16 protein-coding genes are annotated in these 16671 nt (G+C 67.3%); 6 read left to right on the plus strand and 10 right to left on the minus strand.

The window, feature by feature from the left end:
• Positions 1–88 precede the first annotated feature (88 nt).
• The 3 genes from DKG75_RS15525 to DKG75_RS15535 all read right to left on the minus strand — a co-directional run bounded on the left by DKG75_RS15525 (position 89) and on the right by DKG75_RS15535 (position 2478).
• A complete protein-coding gene (locus DKG75_RS15525) occupies positions 89–1294 on the minus strand; it encodes a TRAP transporter substrate-binding protein (protein ID WP_109922039.1) in 1206 nt (401 codons plus the stop codon).
• 49 nt (positions 1295–1343) lie between these two features.
• Positions 1344–2087: an arginyltransferase gene (locus DKG75_RS15530; protein ID WP_109922040.1), complete on the minus strand. Its 744-nt coding sequence runs from the start codon at positions 2085–2087 to the stop codon at positions 1344–1346.
• A gap of 88 nt (positions 2088–2175) precedes the next feature.
• The gene (locus DKG75_RS15535; protein ID WP_109922041.1) at positions 2176–2478 is read right to left on the minus strand and encodes a hypothetical protein; all 303 of its coding nucleotides are present in this window, start codon (positions 2476–2478) and stop codon (positions 2176–2178) included.
• Between the two features lie 58 nt (positions 2479–2536).
• Here DKG75_RS15535 and DKG75_RS15540 point away from each other — a divergent pair, with 58 nt between their 5' ends.
• A complete protein-coding gene (locus DKG75_RS15540; protein ID WP_109922042.1) occupies positions 2537–3808 on the plus strand; it encodes an NAD(P)/FAD-dependent oxidoreductase in 1272 nt (423 codons plus the stop codon).
• 17 nt (positions 3809–3825) lie between these two features.
• Here DKG75_RS15540 and moaD read toward each other — a convergent pair whose 3' ends face one another.
• The 5 genes from moaD to uvrB form a co-directional block, all read right to left on the minus strand.
• Positions 3826–4080, minus strand: a complete 255-nt coding sequence (moaD, locus tag DKG75_RS15545; RefSeq protein WP_109922043.1) for a molybdopterin converting factor subunit 1 — start codon at positions 4078–4080, stop codon at positions 3826–3828.
• Between the two features lies 1 nt (position 4081).
• A complete protein-coding gene (gene pgsA / locus DKG75_RS15550; RefSeq protein WP_109922044.1) occupies positions 4082–4645 on the minus strand; it encodes a CDP-diacylglycerol--glycerol-3-phosphate 3-phosphatidyltransferase in 564 nt (187 codons plus the stop codon).
• A gap of 12 nt (positions 4646–4657) precedes the next feature.
• Complete coding sequence (gene uvrC / locus DKG75_RS15555; RefSeq protein ID WP_109922045.1) at positions 4658–6586, minus strand: excinuclease ABC subunit UvrC; 1929 nt, start codon at positions 6584–6586, stop codon at positions 4658–4660.
• A gap of 458 nt (positions 6587–7044) precedes the next feature.
• A complete protein-coding gene (gene folB / locus DKG75_RS15560; RefSeq protein WP_109922046.1) occupies positions 7045–7467 on the minus strand; it encodes a dihydroneopterin aldolase in 423 nt (140 codons plus the stop codon).
• Positions 7468–7515: 48 nt separating this feature from the next.
• Complete coding sequence (uvrB, locus tag DKG75_RS15565; RefSeq protein WP_208112099.1) at positions 7516–9687, minus strand: excinuclease ABC subunit UvrB; 2172 nt, start codon at positions 9685–9687, stop codon at positions 7516–7518.
• A gap of 276 nt (positions 9688–9963) precedes the next feature.
• On the opposite strand from uvrB, the gene DKG75_RS15570 reads away from it, so the two are divergent.
• The 5 genes from DKG75_RS15570 (at position 9964) to msrP (ending at position 16036) form a co-directional block, all read left to right on the plus strand.
• Positions 9964–12102 carry a TonB-dependent receptor domain-containing protein gene (locus DKG75_RS15570; protein WP_208112090.1) on the plus strand — a complete coding sequence of 713 codons (2139 nt, stop codon included), beginning with the start codon at positions 9964–9966 and terminating at the stop codon, positions 12100–12102.
• 115 nt (positions 12103–12217) lie between these two features.
• Positions 12218–13420, plus strand: a complete 1203-nt coding sequence (locus DKG75_RS15575) for a pyridoxal phosphate-dependent aminotransferase (protein WP_109922048.1) — start codon at positions 12218–12220, stop codon at positions 13418–13420.
• Positions 13421–13427: 7 nt separating this feature from the next.
• On the plus strand, positions 13428–14351 hold the full coding sequence (locus DKG75_RS15580; RefSeq protein WP_109922049.1) for a 2-dehydropantoate 2-reductase: 924 nt from the start codon (positions 13428–13430) through the stop codon (positions 14349–14351).
• A 78-nt stretch (positions 14352–14429) separates the two neighbouring features.
• Positions 14430–14951, plus strand: a complete 522-nt coding sequence (locus DKG75_RS15585; RefSeq protein ID WP_109922050.1) for a Dps family protein — start codon at positions 14430–14432, stop codon at positions 14949–14951.
• Between the two features lie 83 nt (positions 14952–15034).
• Positions 15035–16036, plus strand: a complete 1002-nt coding sequence (gene msrP, locus DKG75_RS15590) for a protein-methionine-sulfoxide reductase catalytic subunit MsrP (protein ID WP_109922051.1) — start codon at positions 15035–15037, stop codon at positions 16034–16036.
• A gap of 9 nt (positions 16037–16045) precedes the next feature.
• Here msrP and DKG75_RS15595 read toward each other — a convergent pair whose 3' ends face one another.
• Together DKG75_RS15595 and DKG75_RS15600 are read right to left on the minus strand one after the other, a co-directional pair.
• Positions 16046–16333 (minus strand): hypothetical protein, encoded by a 288-nt coding sequence (locus DKG75_RS15595; RefSeq protein ID WP_133636991.1) that lies wholly within the window; start codon positions 16331–16333, stop codon positions 16046–16048.
• A 5-nt stretch (positions 16334–16338) separates the two neighbouring features.
• A complete protein-coding gene (locus tag DKG75_RS15600; RefSeq protein WP_109922053.1) occupies positions 16339–16605 on the minus strand; it encodes a hypothetical protein in 267 nt (88 codons plus the stop codon).
• Positions 16606–16671: the final 66 nt, after the last annotated feature.

The following is a 16671-nucleotide window of genomic DNA, read 5'->3' on the forward strand; positions in this document are numbered from 1 at the left end:
GACAGATCTACCCCTCAGCATGATGACAAGGGAACGCGGCCGCGCGCCGCGGTCAAGCACCTTGTCGCCGATTTAGGTGTGATCGCCGTCACTCGATGTATTTGAAGGCCAGGGCGCGGGCATTGGCGACGGCCTGTTCGCCGATCCTGGTATAGGCGGTCAGGGTGTTGCGCGCCTTCAGGTAGGATTCGAAGATCTTCCGGCCGGTGGCGTCCGCCTTCTCCCGCTCCTCGGCCAGGAGTTCGCCGGAGGCATTGCCGAGCGCGATCATCACCTCGTTCGAGACCCGGGCGACCTTGGTGCCCTTGGCGATCAGGGTGGCCAGCGCCTCGCCGTTCCGCAGCGCGCATTCGGCCCAGAGATCGTCGCAGGCGGCCTGGGCGGCGGCGGCGACCACCGCCTTCAGGTCGGCCGGCAGGGCCTCGAATTTCTCCTTCGAGACCAGGAGTTCGAGGGCGCCCGCGGGATCGTGGAAACTGGGGCCGTAGTAATAGTCCGCCTGCTGGTTCAGGCCGAGGGCGAGGTCGCTGTAAGGCCCGGCCCAATCGGCCGCGTCCAGGCTGCGGCTTTGCAGGGCCTGGAGGATTTCCCCCGCCGGCAGGCTGGCGGTGGCGACGCCGAGGCGGGCGAGAACCTCCGCGCCGAGGCCGGAACTGCGCATCTTCAGGCCGCGCAGATCCTCGCCGGAGCGGATCTCCTTGCGGAACCAGCCGAGCATCTGGGTGCCCGAGGTCCCGGCCAGGAACGCCTTCACCCCGAAGGGGGCATAGATCTCGTCCCAAAGCCCCTGGCCGCCGCCGTAGAGCACCCAGGCCGCGTGCTCGTTCGCCGTCAGGCCGAAGGGCACGGCGGTGAAGAAGGCGGCCTGGCGGTGCCGGGCCATGTGATAGGCGGCAAGATCATGGGCCATGTCGGCGCGGCCGTCGGCGACGGCGGCGAAACCGTCCAGGGCCGGGGCCAGTTCGCCGGCGCCGTGGACCTTCACCGTCAGGCGCCCGCCCGACATGTCGGTGATGCGCTGGGCCAGGCGTTCCGCCGCCTTGCCGGCGCCGGCCAGGCCCTTGGGCCAGGCGGTGGCCATGCGCCATTCGATGCGTTCGGGCAGGACGGCCGGGGCGGCCGGCAGGGCGGCCTGTGCCGTGTCGGACGGGAGCGGCGGGGACGGCTTCAGCCCCGGCGTCGGCGGCGTCTGCGCCCTGGCCGCGGCCAGGGGGGCGCCGGCCGCGACCGCGGTCCCGCCCAGCACGGCGCCGGCCAGGAAGCGGCGCCGATCCGTGTCCGGTCCCCCGGTCATGGCAAGGCGGCCTGCCGGCGCAGGGCCGGGCCGATAAGGCAAGAAAGCATCAGAGCGCGCTGTCCGTCGTCTTGATGGCCAAGGGTTTCCAGCCTTCGGGCCCCAGGCCCTCCAGCGGTTGATAGCGCGCCTTATAGACCATCTTGCGGCAACCCTCGATCCAATAACCGAGGTAGACATAGGGCAGGCCGAGCTGCGCCGCCCGCTCGATCTGGCGGAGCACCAGATTGGTGCCCAGCGAACGGGTCTCGTCGTCGGGATCGAAGAAGGAATAGACCAGGGACAGGCCGTCGGCCAGCCGGTCGATCAGGCAGGCCGAGACCAGCCGCCCGCCCGGCATCCGGTATTCGGCGACATGGGTCTGGATCGGGCTGTCCTCGATCATGGCGGCATAGTCGAGGGCGTCCATCTCCACCATGCCGCCGCCGGGGTGGCGCGCCTCGAGATAATGGCGCAGCAGGGCGAATTGTTCTTCCGTCGCCAAAGCCGGCGACTCGGTCATCACCAGATCATCGTTCCGGGCCATGATGCGCCGGGCATTGCGCGAGAAGCGGAAGGCCGCCACCGGCACCCGGACCGAGACGCAGGCCTGGCAGCCGTCGCAGGCGGGCTTATAGGCGATGCCCTGGCTGCGCCGGAAGCCGGCATGGGTGAGGGCATCGTTGAGACCGACCGGATCGTCGCCGTTGAGGCGCGTGAACACCTTCCTCTCCATGCGGCCCGGCAGGTAGGGGCAGGGCGCGGGCACGGTGACGAAGAAGTACGGGAAGCGAACCGTTGTGTGCTCGGTCAAGTCGGTCTTTCTTTCCTCGGGGCGTCGGCCTCTGCCCCGATTGCACGATGTTCCGCCCCCTCAAGTCAATGCGCGCGGGGGCGGGGGGTCAATGCGAATCCGCCGGATCGGCGATGACTATCGTGAATTCCTCCCCACCTTCGGGGGACCAGCCCTCGACAAGCTGATCGGCCAGGAAACCGATCGCCGTCTGCGCCTGATAGCGGTGGTCGGCCAGGGTCGCCGGGCTGACGTCGTCGGCGAACATGCAGCGCACCAGGACGTTCAGGTCCAGCGCGCCGCGGCTCAGGCCGACGACGAATTCGACCCCCGGGCGCGGCTCCTCGTCGTCGATCAGGAATTGCGCGTGAAACGCGTCGTCGATCCGAAAACCCCAGTCCAGTGCCGACATGGCTGCTCTCCACCCGCGCGGGCTTGACGGGACGGGATGCCCCGGCGAGCTTGGCGCCATGACAGGATACGAACCCTCCTATTACGTGGCCAGCCGAAACCCGGCGCCCCGGCGCCCGGCCCTGGCCGGCCAGGTCACGACCGACGTCTGCGTGATCGGCGGCGGCTTCACCGGGCTTGCGGCGGCGCTCGAACTGGCCGAGCGGGGCTTCCGCGTGACCCTGCTCGAGGCGGAGCGGATCGGCTTCGGCGCCTCCGGCCGGAACGGCGGCCAGATGCTGAACGGCCTCAACCCCGGCGTCGCCGCGATCGAGCGCCTGGCGGGCGAGACCGCGGCCCGCGCCCTCTGGGACATGACGGTCGAGGCGACGGAGATCGTCCGCCAGCGCATCGCCCGCCACGGCATCGCCTGCGACTGGCAGCCCGGCTTCGTCCATGCCGCCACCAAGCCCTCCCATTTCGCCGCCATGGCCGAGGATGCGGCGATGATGGCGGCGAAATACGGCTATCGGCAGATGACCGTGCTCGACCGCGCGGCGCTGGCCGGCCATGTCGTCTCCGACCGCTTTCACGGCGGCGTGCTGGACGAGGGCTGCGGCCACCTGCACCCGCTGAACTACGCCCTCGGCCTCGCCGAGGCCGCGGCGGGCGTCGCCCTGCACGAGCAATCCCGCGTGATCGAGATCCGCGAGGGCACCCGCCCGCAGGTCCGCACCGCCGACGGCATCGTCGACTGCGGCCATGTCGTCCTGGCGGTCAATGCCTATGTCGGGCGCCTGCGGCCGCGCCTTGCCCGCACCATCATGCCGGTCGCCACCTTCATCATCGCGACCGAGCCCCTGGGGGCGGACACGGCGGCGCGCCTGATGCCCAGCAATCCTTGCGTCTCGGACAGCAATTTCGTCCTCGACTATTTCCGCCGCTCCGCCGACCACCGGATGCTGTTCGGCGGCGGCGCCTCCTATTCCGGGCGGACCGGCCCGCACGAGGCCATGGTGATGCGGGCCAAGATGGCGCGCACCTTCCCCGAACTGAAGGGCGTGAAGGTCGATTACTTCTGGGGCGGCTTGGTCGATATCACGGTCAACCGCCTGCCGGACTTCGGCCGCATCGGCGACAATCTCTGGTATGCCCAGGGCTTCTCCGGCCATGGCATCGCCCTGACCAATCTGGCCGGCCGCCTGCTGGCCGAGGCGGTGGCGGGCGACGCCGGCCGCTTCGACGTCTTCGCCCGCCTGCCCCATGCGCCCTTCCCGGGCGGCAGGCTGCTGCGCACGCCGCTGCTGATGGCGGCGATGATGTGGTTCCGGCTGCGGGACCTGCTGAGCTGAGCTGAGGGAAAACTCCCTCAGCCGCCGGTGACGGGCGGGAAGATGGCGATTTCGTCGCCCGGGCGGACCGGCGTCTCGTCGGTGGCGAAATCCTGGTTGACGGCGATGCGCAGGCGCCCGCGGTCGGCCAGGGCCTGGGCATGGCGCGGGCTCCGCGCGCGGAGCAGGTCGATCAGCGCACCCACCGTGGCGGCCCCCGGCGGATCCAGGTCCAGGTCCTCGGCGGCGGTGCCGACCTGTTCGCGCACCCAGGCGAAATAGAGGATCTGCATCTCAGGCGGTCTTTCCGGTCATATGCTTCAGGCCGGCGCGGAGATAGTCGAAGCCGGTGATCACGGTCAGCAGGGCGGCGATCCACAGGCCCCAGAGGCCGATATCCTCGCTCGGGATGGCGGCGGGGGAGGCCTTGCCCACCATCAGGAAGCCGAGCGCCAGCATCTGCACCGTGGTCTTCCATTTGGCGAGTTTCGAGACCGGCACGCCGACGCGCAGTTCCGCCAGGAATTCGCGCAGGCCCGAGACCAGCATCTCGCGGCACATGATGATGACGGCGGCGATGATGGCGACGCCGGTGATATGGTCGCGCGCCACCAGCATCAGGAGGGCGGCGGCGATCAGCAGCTTGTCGGCGATGGGATCGAGGAAGCGGCCGAGCGGCGAGACCTGATTCCACGCCCGCGCCAGCCAGCCGTCGAAATAATCGGTGACGCAGGCGGCGGCATAGAGGCCGAAGCTGAGCCAGTTGGCCACGGGGAAATCGAGGAAGAACGCCGCGACCATCAGCGGAATGACCACGATCCGGAACAGGGTCAGCAGGTTGGGAAGATTGGTGATCATGGGAGAGCCGCGTCAGCCTTTTTCATGAAAATGATCATAAACGAGCTTTGCGACGGTTTTCGAGATCCCCGGTACTTTTTCGAGATCGGCCAGTCCCGCGCTCGCCGCCGCCTTGGCCGAGCCGAAATGATGCAGCAGCGCCTTCTTCCGGCTGGGGCCGATGCCGGCGATCTCGTCGAGGACCGAACGCACCGCCTCCTTGCCCCGCTTCGCCCGGTGGGTGCCGATGGCGAAGCGATGGGCCTCGTCGCGCAGCCGTTGCAGGAAATAGAGCACGGGCGAACGCGGCTCGAGCGAGAATTCGGCCCGCCCGGGCATGAAGAAGCGCTCGCGCCCGGTATTCCTGTCGGGCCCCTTGGCGATGCCGACCATGGCGACATCCTCGATCCCGAGATCCGTGAGGACGGCGAGGGCGGCGTTCAGCTGCCCGGCGCCGCCGTCGATCAGCACGAGGTCGGGCCAGGCGGCGCCGTGCTCGTCCCGCTCCGGGTTCTCGGCGATCAGGCGCTTGAAGCGCCGGGTCAGGACTTCGCGCATCATGCCGAAATCGTCGCCGGGGGTCAGGTCCTCGCCCTTGATGTTGAACTTGCGGTAGGCGTTCTTGTGGAACCCTTCGGGGCCGGCCACGATCATGCCGCCGACCGCATTGGTGCCCTGGACATGGCTGTTGTCGTAGACCTCGATCCGCGCCGGCGTGGCGTCGAGATCGAAGGTCTCGGCCACCGCGGCCAGCAGCTTGCCCTGCGACGAGGTTTCCGCCAGCCGGCGGCCCAGGGCCTCGCGGGCGTTGGTTCTCGCATGTTCGACGAGGTCGAGCTTGGTGCCGCGCTTCGGTTCCGCGATCTCGATCCGGCGCTCGGCGGCGGCGGACAGGGCTTCGGTCAGCAGGGCGTGGTCGTCGACCGGCCCGTCGACCAGGACCAGGCGGGGGGCCGGGCGCTCGTCGTAGAATTGCGCGATGAAGGCGGCGCGGATGGCGGGGGCCTCGTCCGACTTGTCGATGCGCGGGAAATAGGCGCGGTTGCCCCAGTTCTGCCCGGCGCGGAAGAAGAAGACCTGCACGCAGGCCTGCCCGCCCTCGATATGCAGGGCGACGATGTCGGCCTCGGTCACCGCGTCGGTATTGATGTCCTGATGGGCCTGGATCGCGGTCAGGGCGCGGATGCGGTCGCGGAAGATCGCCGCGCGTTCGTAGTCCAGCGCTTCCGCCGCTTCCGACATGCGGGCCGACAATTCGCGCTGGATCGCCTGGCTGCGGCCGCTGAGGAATTCCTCCGCCTGTTCGACCAGGCGGTCGTAGTCCGCCCGCTCGATCAGGCCGACGCAGGGCCCGGCGCAGCGCTTGATCTGATAGAGCAGGCAGGGCCGGCTGCGGCTGTTGAACATCGAATCGGCGCAGGAGCGGAGCTGGAACACCCGCTGCAGGTCGTTCAGCGTGCGGGTGACCGCGCCGGCCGAGGCGAAGGGGCCGAAATAGCTGCCCTTCTCGTTGCGGGCGCCGCGGTGCTTGCCCAGCCGCGCCCATTCGCCGCCCTTGGCGATGACGATATAGGGGAACGACTTGTCGTCCCGCAGCAGCACGTTGTAACGCGGCTTGAGCCGCTTGATCATATTGGCTTCGAGGAGGAGGGCTTCCGCCTCGGTATGGGTTACGACGACTTCGAGCGCCGCCGTCTCGGCGACCATGCGGGCGATGCGGTTCGAGGGATGGGCGCCGTTCGCATATTGCGCCACGCGACGCTTTAAGTTACGCGCCTTGCCGACATAGAGCAGGTCGCCGCGCGCGTCCAGCATGCGGTAGACGCCGGGGCCGTGGCCCAGGGTCGGCAGGTGGCCGCGGATCAGCAGCCGGCCCCGGCGGTCGGCGTCGCCCGCGGGCGGCGTCTCGGGCGGGAAGGGCTCCTCGTCCCCAATCGGGGAATCGGATTCGGCGGTGATCATCGGTTAGACCCGGTGCGGTTCGATTCGACACCCGCGCCATGCGGGACATGCACAGCATTCATGCTGCAATGGCGAAATGAGATCCGTTGCAGCGCAAGGCAGCTATTGTGACAGTCTCGAAAGCCGCGGATTCCCTGGGCTGGCGCATAAAGCGGCAGAGGAAACTGACATGGCTTCGACATCGTCCTGACACTTTCCACGATTCCTGTGGAAAACCCTGTTGGCAACTCCCGAGTCAATGCCGTACCCCCGCAGCTTCCCTGGCCTTGAGCGTCCTTGCTCAATATTTGAGCAGGGTAGGGTCGTGTCAATGAAATCAATGACTTAACCTCGGAAGCGGCGAATCGGCGGAGTCTATTAACGATTTTTCTGCTTGACGGCAGGTGGCCTGGGTTGCTAGCCGCGCCTGTGTACAAATTCGCGCAACCGGCCCTTGCCTGCCGCCATTTGTGGCAGTTTCAGGGCAGAACCTCCGGCGTCCTGGTGTTCAGGCGGACGATTTCGATGCCCGCGGCCTCGGCCCCGCGAATGGCGCCGGGCTTTTCGACGCGGATGCGAACGGCGTGTATCTGCGGGTTACGGAGGAGACGCTCCGCGGTCTCTTCCGCCAGCCGTTCCACCAGGTTGAAGTGACCCGAGGCGATCACCGCCCGCACCTCGTTCGATGCCCATTCGTAGCACACGACCTTGGCGTGATCGTCGCCGGCGGAACGCGGGTCGTCCACCGCGAGATCGAGGTCGAGGCGGACGATCTGGCGCCGGCCCTTCTCATGGGCCCAGACGCCGATCTGGGCCTCGACGGTCAGGCCGCGCACGAAGAGATGGGCAAGACCCTGGCGGGCGTCGGCGAAGCCGACGGGGGTGACGAAACTCTTGGTCATGGAACGAGAGGCCTTGCGACTGGGATCATGGGGGAGGGGAGCGACCGCTCAGCGGCGGCTCGGCTTCTTTTTCGGGGTGCGGACGCCGGGGCGGCCGCCGCTGGAGCGGCCGCGCGCCGGGCCGCCGGGCCGGGCGGCCGGATGGGCTGTCGGATTTTGGGCGATTTCAAGCTCCGAGGCTTCGAGGCGGCGGATCTCGTCGCGCAGCCTTGCCGCTTCCTCGAATTCGAGGTCGGCGGCGGCGGCGCGCATGCGCTTGTCGAGATCGGCCAGATGGGTCTTCAGGTTGTTGCCGACCATATGCCCCGTATCCGCCAGGTCGACCTTCAGGCTGTCGGTCTCGTAGACCGATTCGAGAATGTCGCCGATCGACTTCCGCACCGATTCCGGCGTGATGCCATGGGCTTCGTTATATGCCCTTTGCTTCGCCCGGCGCCGCTCGGTCTCTTCGAGGGCGCGGCGCATGCTGTCGGTGATCTTGTCGGCATAGAGGATGGCGCGGCCGTCGACATTGCGCGCGGCCCGCCCGATGGTCTGGACCAGTGAGGTCTCGGAGCGCAGGAAGCCTTCCTTGTCGGCGTCCAGGATGGCGACCAGGGCGCATTCGGGGATGTCCAGGCCCTCGCGCAGCAGGTTGATGCCGACCAGGATGTCGAAAGTGCCGAGCCGGAGGTCGCGCAGGATCTCGATCCGTTCCAGGGTCTCGATGTCGGAATGCATGTAGCGGACCTTGAGGCCCGCTTCGTGCAGGTATTCGGTCAGGTCCTCGGCCATGCGCTTGGTCAGGGTGGTGACCAGCACGCGGTTGCCCTTGGCGGTGACGGCGCGGCATTCGGCGATCAGGTCGTCGACCTGCTTGGCCACCGGGCGGATGTAACATTCGGGGTCGATCAGGCCGGTCGGCCGGATCACCTGCTCGGTGAAGACGCCGCCGGTCTGTTCCAGTTCCCACTTGCCCGGCGTCGCCGAGACGAAGATCGTCTGCGGTCGCATGGCGTTCCATTCCGAGAATTTCAGCGGCCGGTTGTCGATGCACGACGGCAGGCGGAAGCCGTATTCGGCCAGGGTCGATTTCCGCTTGTTGTCGCCCCGCTCCATGCCGCCCAGCTGGCCGACGGTGACATGGCTCTCGTCGACGACGACCAGGGCATTGTCGGGCAGATATTCGAACAGGGTCGGCGGCGGCTCGCCCGGGCGGCGCCCGGTGAGGTAGCGGGAATAATTCTCGATGCCGGCGCAGGCGCCCGTCGCCTCCAGCATCTCGATGTCGAAGGTGCAGCGCTGCTCCAGGCGCTCGGCCTCGAGGAGCCTGCCGTCGCCGCGCAATTGCTCAAGCCTGTGCTGCATCTCGACCCGGATCTGCTTGACGGCCTGGTGCAGGGTCGGGCGGGGGGTCACATAGTGGCTGTTGGCATAGACCTTGACGAAGTCGAGGGGGGCCGTCTTCTCGCCGGTCAGGGGATCGAATTCGGCGATGCCGTCGATCTCGTCGCCGAACAGGGAGATGCGCCAGGCCCGGTCCTCGTAGTGGGCGGGGAAGACCTCGATACTGTCGCCGCGCACCCGGAAGGTGCCGCGCTGGAAGGCGGCGTCGTTCCGCCGGTATTGCAGCCCGACCAATTGGCGCAGCAGTTCCGCCCGGTCCACCGTCTCGCCGGCCTTCAGGCTGAGGGTCATGGCCGAATAGGTCTCGACCGAGCCGATGCCGTAGATGCAGGACACGGAGGCGACGATGATGACGTCGTCGCGTTCCAGCAGGGCGCGGGTGGCCGAGTGGCGCATCCGGTCGATCTGCGCGTTGATCGAGGCTTCCTTCTCGATATAGGTGTCCGTCCGCGGGACATAGGCCTCGGGCGTGTAGTAATCGTAATAGGAGACGAAATATTCCACCGCATTGTCGGGGAAGAAGGATTTCATCTCGCCGTATAATTGTGCCGCCAGCGTCTTGTTCTGGGCCAGAATCAGGGTCGGGCGCTGGGTCCGTTCGATCAGATGGGCGATGGTGAAGGTCTTGCCCGAGCCGGTGACGCCGAGCAGCACCTGATTGTGCTCGTCGTTGTTGACCCCTTCGAGCAATTCCGCGATCGCGGCCGGCTGGTCGCCCGCGGGCTGGTAATCCGAGACGAGGCGGAAGCGCCGGCCGCCTTCCGATTTCTCGGGCCGGTCGGGACGGTGCGGCACCCAGGCCGCGATCTCGGCCACGCTCGGGCCATCGGTCATATTCGCCATATGTTCCTTATAGGGCGGCGGCGCCCGCAATGCCATAACCGAGGCGGCAGCCGGCCTGTCTGTCGCGCATGGCTTTCGCCGGGCGATGCATTGCCGGCCCGCGCGATACGTTCGCCGGGGGATGTTCAATCCCCGCTGATCGGGAAATATTCGATATTGATAATGACTATCAATATCGCCGAGCGTCCGGGCACTCGCGTGCCGGGGGCCAGCATCGGCAGGGACCTGCACGCGGGATTGTATTTTCCGTAGTGCAGGGGGTTCACGATGAAGGCGGTGAAGGAAGCGCGCGGTTGCGCGACGGCGGTCGGGCTTGTGCTCATGGTTGCGGCGCCGGGGGTCCGGGCCGAGGAGGTGACGGCCGAGGAATTGCCCACGGTGGTGGTTTCCGCGTCCGGCTTCGAGCAGAAGCTGACCGAGGCCCCCGCCAGCATCACGGTGATTTCCGCCGAGGAATTGCAGAGCAAGCGGATTTCCAGCCTGGCCGACGCGCTGGCAGAGGTCGAGGGGGTCGACGTCGGCGACAGCGCGGGCAAGACCGGCGGCCTGAACATCAGCATCCGCGGCATGGGCAGCGCCTATACGCTGATCCTGGTCGACGGCCGCCGCCAGAATGCGGCGGGCGACGTGACCCCCAACGGCTTCGGCGAGACCAGGAGCAGCTTCCTGCCGCCGGTCACCTCGATCGAGCGGATCGAGATCATCCGCGGCCCGATGTCCACGCTCTATGGCTCCGACGCCATGGGCGGCGTCATCAACATCATCACGAAGAAGACCGGCCAGACGTGGGGCGGTTCGCTGTCGGCGGAAACCACGCTTCAGGAACACAGCCAGTTCGGCGGCAGCCGGGCGACCGAAGCCTATCTCACCGGCCCCCTGATCGACGGCAAGCTGGGCCTGACCCTGCGCGGGCGCTATTTCGAGCGCGACGCCTCCGATATTTCCTATGTCCAGGCGAATGGCGCCACGGTCATTCCCAGCATGGGGCGCAACCCGGTCGAATCCGATATCTACAATCTCGGCGGCCGCATCCTGTTCACGCCGATGGAGGGCCACGACATCGGCATGGAATACGAGGTCAACCGCCAGCGCTACGACAACAGCCAGGGCCAGCTCGGCACGCTGGGCGCTGCCGGCGGCTATACCGAGGAACAGCGCTACGAAAGGGACCAGTTCTCGGCCTTCTACCACGGCAGCTTCTCGTTCGGCCGGCTGGAGCTCAGCCTCACCCGCAACGAGACCGAGACGATCGGCCGCCTGATCCCCTCGCGCATGACCACCCCCGGCATCACCCCCGGCGGCCCGCGCGAACTGAGGGGCGACAATACGATCGCCGACGGCAAGTTCCTGTTCGAGCTGGGCAACCATTACCTGACCCTGGGCGGCCAGTATTGGGACGCCAAGATGATCGACGGCGTGGTGCTGGCACCCTTCACCCATGAAATCCGCTCGGTCTTCGCCGAGGACGAGTGGCGCCTGTTCGAAGGGCTGAGCCTCACCCTCGGCATCCGCCACGACGATCACGACAAGTTCGGCGGCCACACCAGCCCGCGCGCCTATCTGGTCTGGAACCCGCTGGACAATTGGACCGTGAAGGGCGGCGTCAGCCAGGGCTTCAAGGCCCCTGACCTCGAGGATCTCGCCGACGGCATCAACGGTTTCGGCGGCCAGGGGCGCATCCCCCTGATCGGCAACCCGAACCTGAAGCCCGAAACCAGCACCAGCAGCGAGATCGGCGTCTATTACGACAATTTCTCGAACTTCAACGCCAATGTGACCCTGTTCCACAACAAGTTCGAGGACAAGCTGTCCAGCGTCACCGTTGACAATTGCCGGGTCGTGGCTTCGGCCGGCTGCGTCGACATCGGGCCGGGCTGGGAAACCGCCGCCCCCACCTTCTCGAAGGCGGTGAATGTCGACGAGGCGGAAACCCGCGGGATCGAGATCGCCGGCCGCTTCTCCTTCCTCGAGGACTGGTCGGTCACCGCCAATTACACCTATACGGAAACCGAACAGAAGAGCGGCACCAACGCCGGCTGGCCGCTGAACAGCACGCCGAAGCACATGGTGAACGGCACGGTGAACTGGCAGGCGACGGAAAGCCTGGGCCTGTGGCTGCGCGGCGAATACCGCAGCGAACGCTTCCGCCGCACCAGCGGCACCCGCAACTTCGCCTATGAAGCCTTCGGCGACCACAAGGCCTATCACCTGTTCCACCTGGGCGGCAGCTACCAGGTGATGGACGGGCTGAAGGTCAGCGCCACGATCTACAACCTGCTGGACGAGGATTTCCTCGAATACCGTCCCTATGTCAGCAGCACGGCCGGCGCCATCGCCTACGACAACCTCTACAACAACAACCAGGAGGGCCGCCGCCTCTGGCTCGCGACCACCTTCGAGTTCTGATCACCGCTTGGAAATCGGGGGGCAGGGGGCCTGCGTCGCCTCGGCACTTGATGCCGGGGCGGGGCGGGGCTAGGGTTCGCCGGCTTCACACCATCCAACGATCGGTACCGTCATCATGGCCTTCATCGCTTCGTCCCTCGCGCGCATCAAGCCGTCGCCGACCATCGCGGTGACCCAGAAGGCGGCCGAGCTGAAGGCGGCCGGGCGCGACGTCATCGGCCTCGGCGCCGGCGAGCCGGACTTCCCGACGCCGGACAACATCAAGGCCGCCGGCATCCGGGCGATCGAGACCAACGACACCAAATATACCGCGCCGGACGGCACGCCCGCGCTGAAGAAGGCGATCGCCGCCAAGTTCAAGCGCGAGAACGGCCTCGATTACACGCCGGACCAGGTCCATGTCGCCTCGGGCGGCAAGCAGGTCATCTACAACGCCATGATGGCCACCCTGAACCCGGGGGACGAGGTCATCATCCCGGCGCCCTATTGGGTGTCCTATCCGGATATCGTGCTGCTCGCGGGCGGTACGCCGGTCTTCATCGAGACGACGCTGGATTCGGGCTTCAAGGTGACGCCGGAACAGCTCGAAGCGGCGATCACGGACAAGACCAAGTGGATCATCCTGAACTCGCCCTCGAACCCGACCGGCGCCGCCTATGCCCATGACGACCTGAAGCCCCTGACCGAGGTGCTGGTGAAGCACCCGCAGGTCTGGGTCCTGACCGACGACATGTACGAGCACATCACCTTCGACGGCTTCGAGTTCGTCACCCCGGCGGAGATCGAGCCCGCGCTCTATCCCCGCACGCTGACGGTGAACGGCGTCTCCAAGGCCTATTCGATGACCGGCTGGCGCATCGGCTATGCCGCGGGCGACACCGCCCTGATCAAGGCCATGGCCAAGATCCAGAGCCAGTCGACCTCCAACCCCTGCTCGATCAGCCAGGCGGCGGCGGTCGAGGCGCTGAACGGTCCCCAGGACTTCATCGCGCCCCGCGCCGAACGCTTCAAGGAACGGCGCGATCTCGTCGTCTCGATGCTGAACCAGGCGAAGGGCCTGAAGTGCCCGAGCCCGGAGGGCGCCTTCTACGTCTATCCGTCCTGCGCGGGCGTGATCGGCAAGAAGACCCCGGACGGCAAGGTGATCGAGAGCGACGGCGACTTCGCCGCCTATCTCCTCGAAGCCGAGGGCGTGGCGGTGGTGCAGGGCGCGGCCTTCGGCCTGTCGCCCTATTTCCGCATCTCCTATGCGACCTCGGAAGAGGTGCTGACGGAAGCCTGCACCCGCATCCAGCGCGCCTGCGCCGCGCTTCTCTGAGCGGCGCATGAAAATCGCCGTCATCGGCGCCGGCGGCGTCGGCGGCTATTTCGGGGCCCGGCTGGCGCAGGCCGGGCACGATGTCGCCTTCGTCGCCCGCGGTGCCCATCTGGCGGCCTTGCAGAAGAACGGCCTCGCGGTCGAGGGGGCGGCGGGCAGCTTTCTGCTGCCGGCCGTCCATGCCACCCGCGATCCCGCCAGCATCGGTCCCGCCGATATCGTCGTCTTCGCCGTGAAGATGTATGACGTCGCGGCCGCAGCGGCCCTGATCGGCCCCCTGCTCGGGCCCGACACCCTGGTGCTGACGCTGCAGAACGGCGTCGATGCGCCCCATCTCCTCACCCGCAATCTGGGCGCGCGGCGCGTGCTGGGCGGGGCCGCCTATATTTCCGCGGTCATCGCGGCGCCGGGCGTGATCCGCGTTTCGGTGCCGAGCACGCGGATCGAATTCGCGCCGGTCGACGGCGCGGTTTCGCCCCTGGCGGCCGAATTCGCCGATGCCGGGCGGGCCGCCGGCTTCGGCACCGTGCTCGGCGATGATGTCGATGTCGTGCTGTGGCGGAAATTCTGCATGCTGGCCGCCTTTTCCGGCGTCACCGCCATGCTGCGGAGCGCGATCGGCCCGATCCGCGAGCATGCGGTCGCCCGCGCCCTGCTGGGCGATGCGGTGGCGGAGGCGGTGGCGGTCGGCCGGGCCCGGGGTGTCGCCCTGCCGGACGACATGGCCGCGACCATCCTGCGGCTGCTCGACGCCGTGCCCGCACTGATGAAATCCTCGATGCTCGAAGACCTGGAACGGCACCGGCCGCTGGAGGTCGAGGACCTCTCGGGTGCCATCGTCCGCCTCGGGGCCGAGCTTGGGGTTGCAACGCCGGTGCATCGGGCCATCCTGGGGGCGCTGGTGCTGCATGCGGCGGGCGTGCCGGGCTAGTTTTGAATCGTTCTAGTTTTTCCCTTGAAAACGGCTCCGCGCGGGGCCATATGGGATAGGCGATAGGAGACATCGATCATGGCAAAGACGACCAAGTCTGCCGCGCCCAAGGCGGCGACGGGCAGCAACGAACGCGGTATCGACATCGGCCTTGCCGAGGCCAGCCGCAAGACGGCGGCGGCGATCCTGAGTGCGGCGCTTGCCGACACGTTCACCGTCTACCTGAAGACTCACAACGCCCATTGGAACGTCACCGGCCCGGACTTCCAGCAGCTTCACATCCTGTTCGAAGGCCAATACGAGGAATTGCACGGCTCGATCGACGAGATCGCCGAACGGATCCGCGCCCTGGGCGTGAAGGTGCCGGCATCGCTGGCCGGTTTCGCCCAGGCGTCCTCGATCGCCGAGACCGCGACCGAACTGACCGCCGACGAAATGGTCCGCGATCTGCTGGCCGCCAACGAGCAGCTGGTGCGCAACCTGCGCAAGGCCGAGGCCGACCTCGGCGAGCTGGACGACATCGCCTCCGCCGACCTGATGGTGGCCCGGGTCGCGGCGTCGGAAAAGCATGCCTGGATGCTGCGCTCGTTGCTCGGCTGATGTCATTTCGGGGCCGGCGCCGTAACATCGCCGCCGGCCCCGGCGAATATCCCCGGGCAGGTGTTTGACCGCGGGAGTTCGCCATGTTGATCCGTATCCGCAAGGCCTGGGACCAGCTTCGGGACAGCGAGGCGACGCCCGAAGCGGTCTTTCTCGACCGGCGCCGGCTGATGACCCTGGCGGCGGCCGGCACCCTGTTCGCGGTTGGTGCCTGCGATGCGGCGGACGGCCCGGCCCGCGCCGAAGGTGCGGCCAGCGGTTCGACCGGGGCGGCGCCCGATCCCTCGGCCTCTCTCTATCCGGCGAAGCGGAATCCCGCCTTCACCCTGGACCGGCCGCTGACCGAGGAGCAATGGGCCTCGACCTATAATAATTTCTATGAATTCGGCACCCACAAGCAGGTCTGGGCCCATGCCGACAAGTTGCAGACCCGGCCCTGGGCCGTGGTGGTGGACGGGCTGGTGGCGAAGCCGGCGACTTTCGCCATCGACGAGCTTCTGGCCAGGGTCAGCCTGGAGGAACGGCTGTACCGCCACCGCTGCGTCGAAGCCTGGTCCATGGCCGTGCCCTGGACCGGCTTTCCCCTGGCGGCGCTGCTGGCCAAGGTCGAGCCGCAATCGGCAGCGCGCTATGTCCGCTTCGAGACCTTCAACGACCCGGCGGTGGCCAGCACCCAGCGCCAGCCTTTCTACCCCTGGCCCTATGTCGAGGGGCTGACGATCGAGGAGGCGGCGAACGACCTCGCCTTCCTGGTCACCGGGGTCTACGGCAAGCCTGCGGCCCCTCAGTTCGGCGCGCCGCTGCGCCTGGCCCTGCCGTGGAAATACGGTTTCAAGTCGATCAAGTCGATCGTCCGCATCACCCTGACCGACCAGCGCCCGGTCAGCTTCTGGCAGGAACTGGGGCCGGACGAATACGGCTTCTGGGCCAATGTCAATCCGGCGGTGCCGCATCCCCGCTGGTCCCAGGCCCATGAGCGCGTGCTCGGCACCGAGGAACGCCGCCCGACCCTGCTGTTCAACGGCTATGGCGAACAGGTCGCCGGCCTGTACCGGGGCCTGGAGGGCGAGGCGCTCTATATGTAGGCGCCGCCCTCAGCGATAGAGGGCGGAGAGCTTTTCCCGGCCGCGCAGGGTCAGGCTCAGGCGGCCATAGGCGAGTTGGGTATCGATATAGCCGCGCTGGCGCGTGCGCCGCACCAGGGCTTCGAATTCGAGGCTGCTGACGCCCAGTTCCAGGCGGCTGGCCTCGCGGTCGACGAGGCCGAAATCCGCCGTTTCCGACAGGCGCTGCAGCACCATCAGCAATTCGCCGATCTGCCGGTCCTGCGCCTGGGGCAGCAGGGCGGGATGGGAATCGCCGTAGACATAGGTGGGGCGCATCGCCTTCACTCCTCTTTCGCGGCGCGGGCCGGGGCGGGCGCATCCGCGTTCTGTCGTAACTGGAAAACCACATTCTCGGCCAGGCTGAGACCATCCTTCAGGACGCGCGCGATCTCATGGGCCAGGGCGAAATCGTCCTGCTTCAACTGACGATCGAGAAAGCGCTGGTTCACCGTCATCATGGTGTCCAGCACGCTGGCCTGGATTTCGCGGCGCATCAGCTCGATCTGCTGCACCGTCAGGGAGATTGCGGCACTGAAGTCGGGCTGCATCGATGGTCTCGCCTCCTGCGGAAAAGCCGGCAACGCGGTGTTGTTGTGTGGTGATGAGAGTGGACC

It is taken from the genome of Zavarzinia compransoris (assembly GCF_003173055.1).
GTDB lineage: Bacteria > Pseudomonadota > Alphaproteobacteria > Zavarziniales > Zavarziniaceae > Zavarzinia > Zavarzinia compransoris.

What these genes read in the sequence shown, in the direction of transcription:
- DKG75_RS15525 (WP_109922039.1), bottom strand. Translation starts at nt 1,294, where the DNA reads ATGACCGGGGGACCGGACACGGATCGGCGCCGCTTCCTGGCCGGCGCC.
- DKG75_RS15535 (WP_109922041.1), bottom strand. Translation starts at nt 2,478, where the DNA reads ATGTCGGCACTGGACTGGGGTTTTCGGATCGACGACGCGTTTCACGCG.
- DKG75_RS15540 (WP_109922042.1), top strand. Translation starts at nt 2,537, where the DNA reads ATGACAGGATACGAACCCTCCTATTACGTGGCCAGCCGAAACCCGGCG.
- moaD (WP_109922043.1), bottom strand. Translation starts at nt 4,080, where the DNA reads ATGCAGATCCTCTATTTCGCCTGGGTGCGCGAACAGGTCGGCACCGCC.
- pgsA (WP_109922044.1), bottom strand. Translation starts at nt 4,645, where the DNA reads ATGATCACCAATCTTCCCAACCTGCTGACCCTGTTCCGGATCGTGGTC.
- uvrC (WP_109922045.1), bottom strand. Translation starts at nt 6,586, where the DNA reads ATGATCACCGCCGAATCCGATTCCCCGATTGGGGACGAGGAGCCCTTC.
- folB (WP_109922046.1), bottom strand. Translation starts at nt 7,467, where the DNA reads ATGACCAAGAGTTTCGTCACCCCCGTCGGCTTCGCCGACGCCCGCCAG.
- uvrB (WP_208112099.1), bottom strand. Translation starts at nt 9,687, where the DNA reads ATGACCGATGGCCCGAGCGTGGCCGAGATCGCGGCCTGGGTGCCGCAC.
- DKG75_RS15570 (WP_208112090.1), top strand. Translation starts at nt 9,964, where the DNA reads ATGAAGGCGGTGAAGGAAGCGCGCGGTTGCGCGACGGCGGTCGGGCTT.
- DKG75_RS15575 (WP_109922048.1), top strand. Translation starts at nt 12,218, where the DNA reads ATGGCCTTCATCGCTTCGTCCCTCGCGCGCATCAAGCCGTCGCCGACC.
- DKG75_RS15580 (WP_109922049.1), top strand. Translation starts at nt 13,428, where the DNA reads ATGAAAATCGCCGTCATCGGCGCCGGCGGCGTCGGCGGCTATTTCGGG.
- DKG75_RS15585 (WP_109922050.1), top strand. Translation starts at nt 14,430, where the DNA reads ATGGCAAAGACGACCAAGTCTGCCGCGCCCAAGGCGGCGACGGGCAGC.
- msrP (WP_109922051.1), top strand. Translation starts at nt 15,035, where the DNA reads ATGTTGATCCGTATCCGCAAGGCCTGGGACCAGCTTCGGGACAGCGAG.
- DKG75_RS15595 (WP_133636991.1), bottom strand. Translation starts at nt 16,333, where the DNA reads ATGCGCCCCACCTATGTCTACGGCGATTCCCATCCCGCCCTGCTGCCC.
- DKG75_RS15600 (WP_109922053.1), bottom strand. Translation starts at nt 16,605, where the DNA reads ATGCAGCCCGACTTCAGTGCCGCAATCTCCCTGACGGTGCAGCAGATC.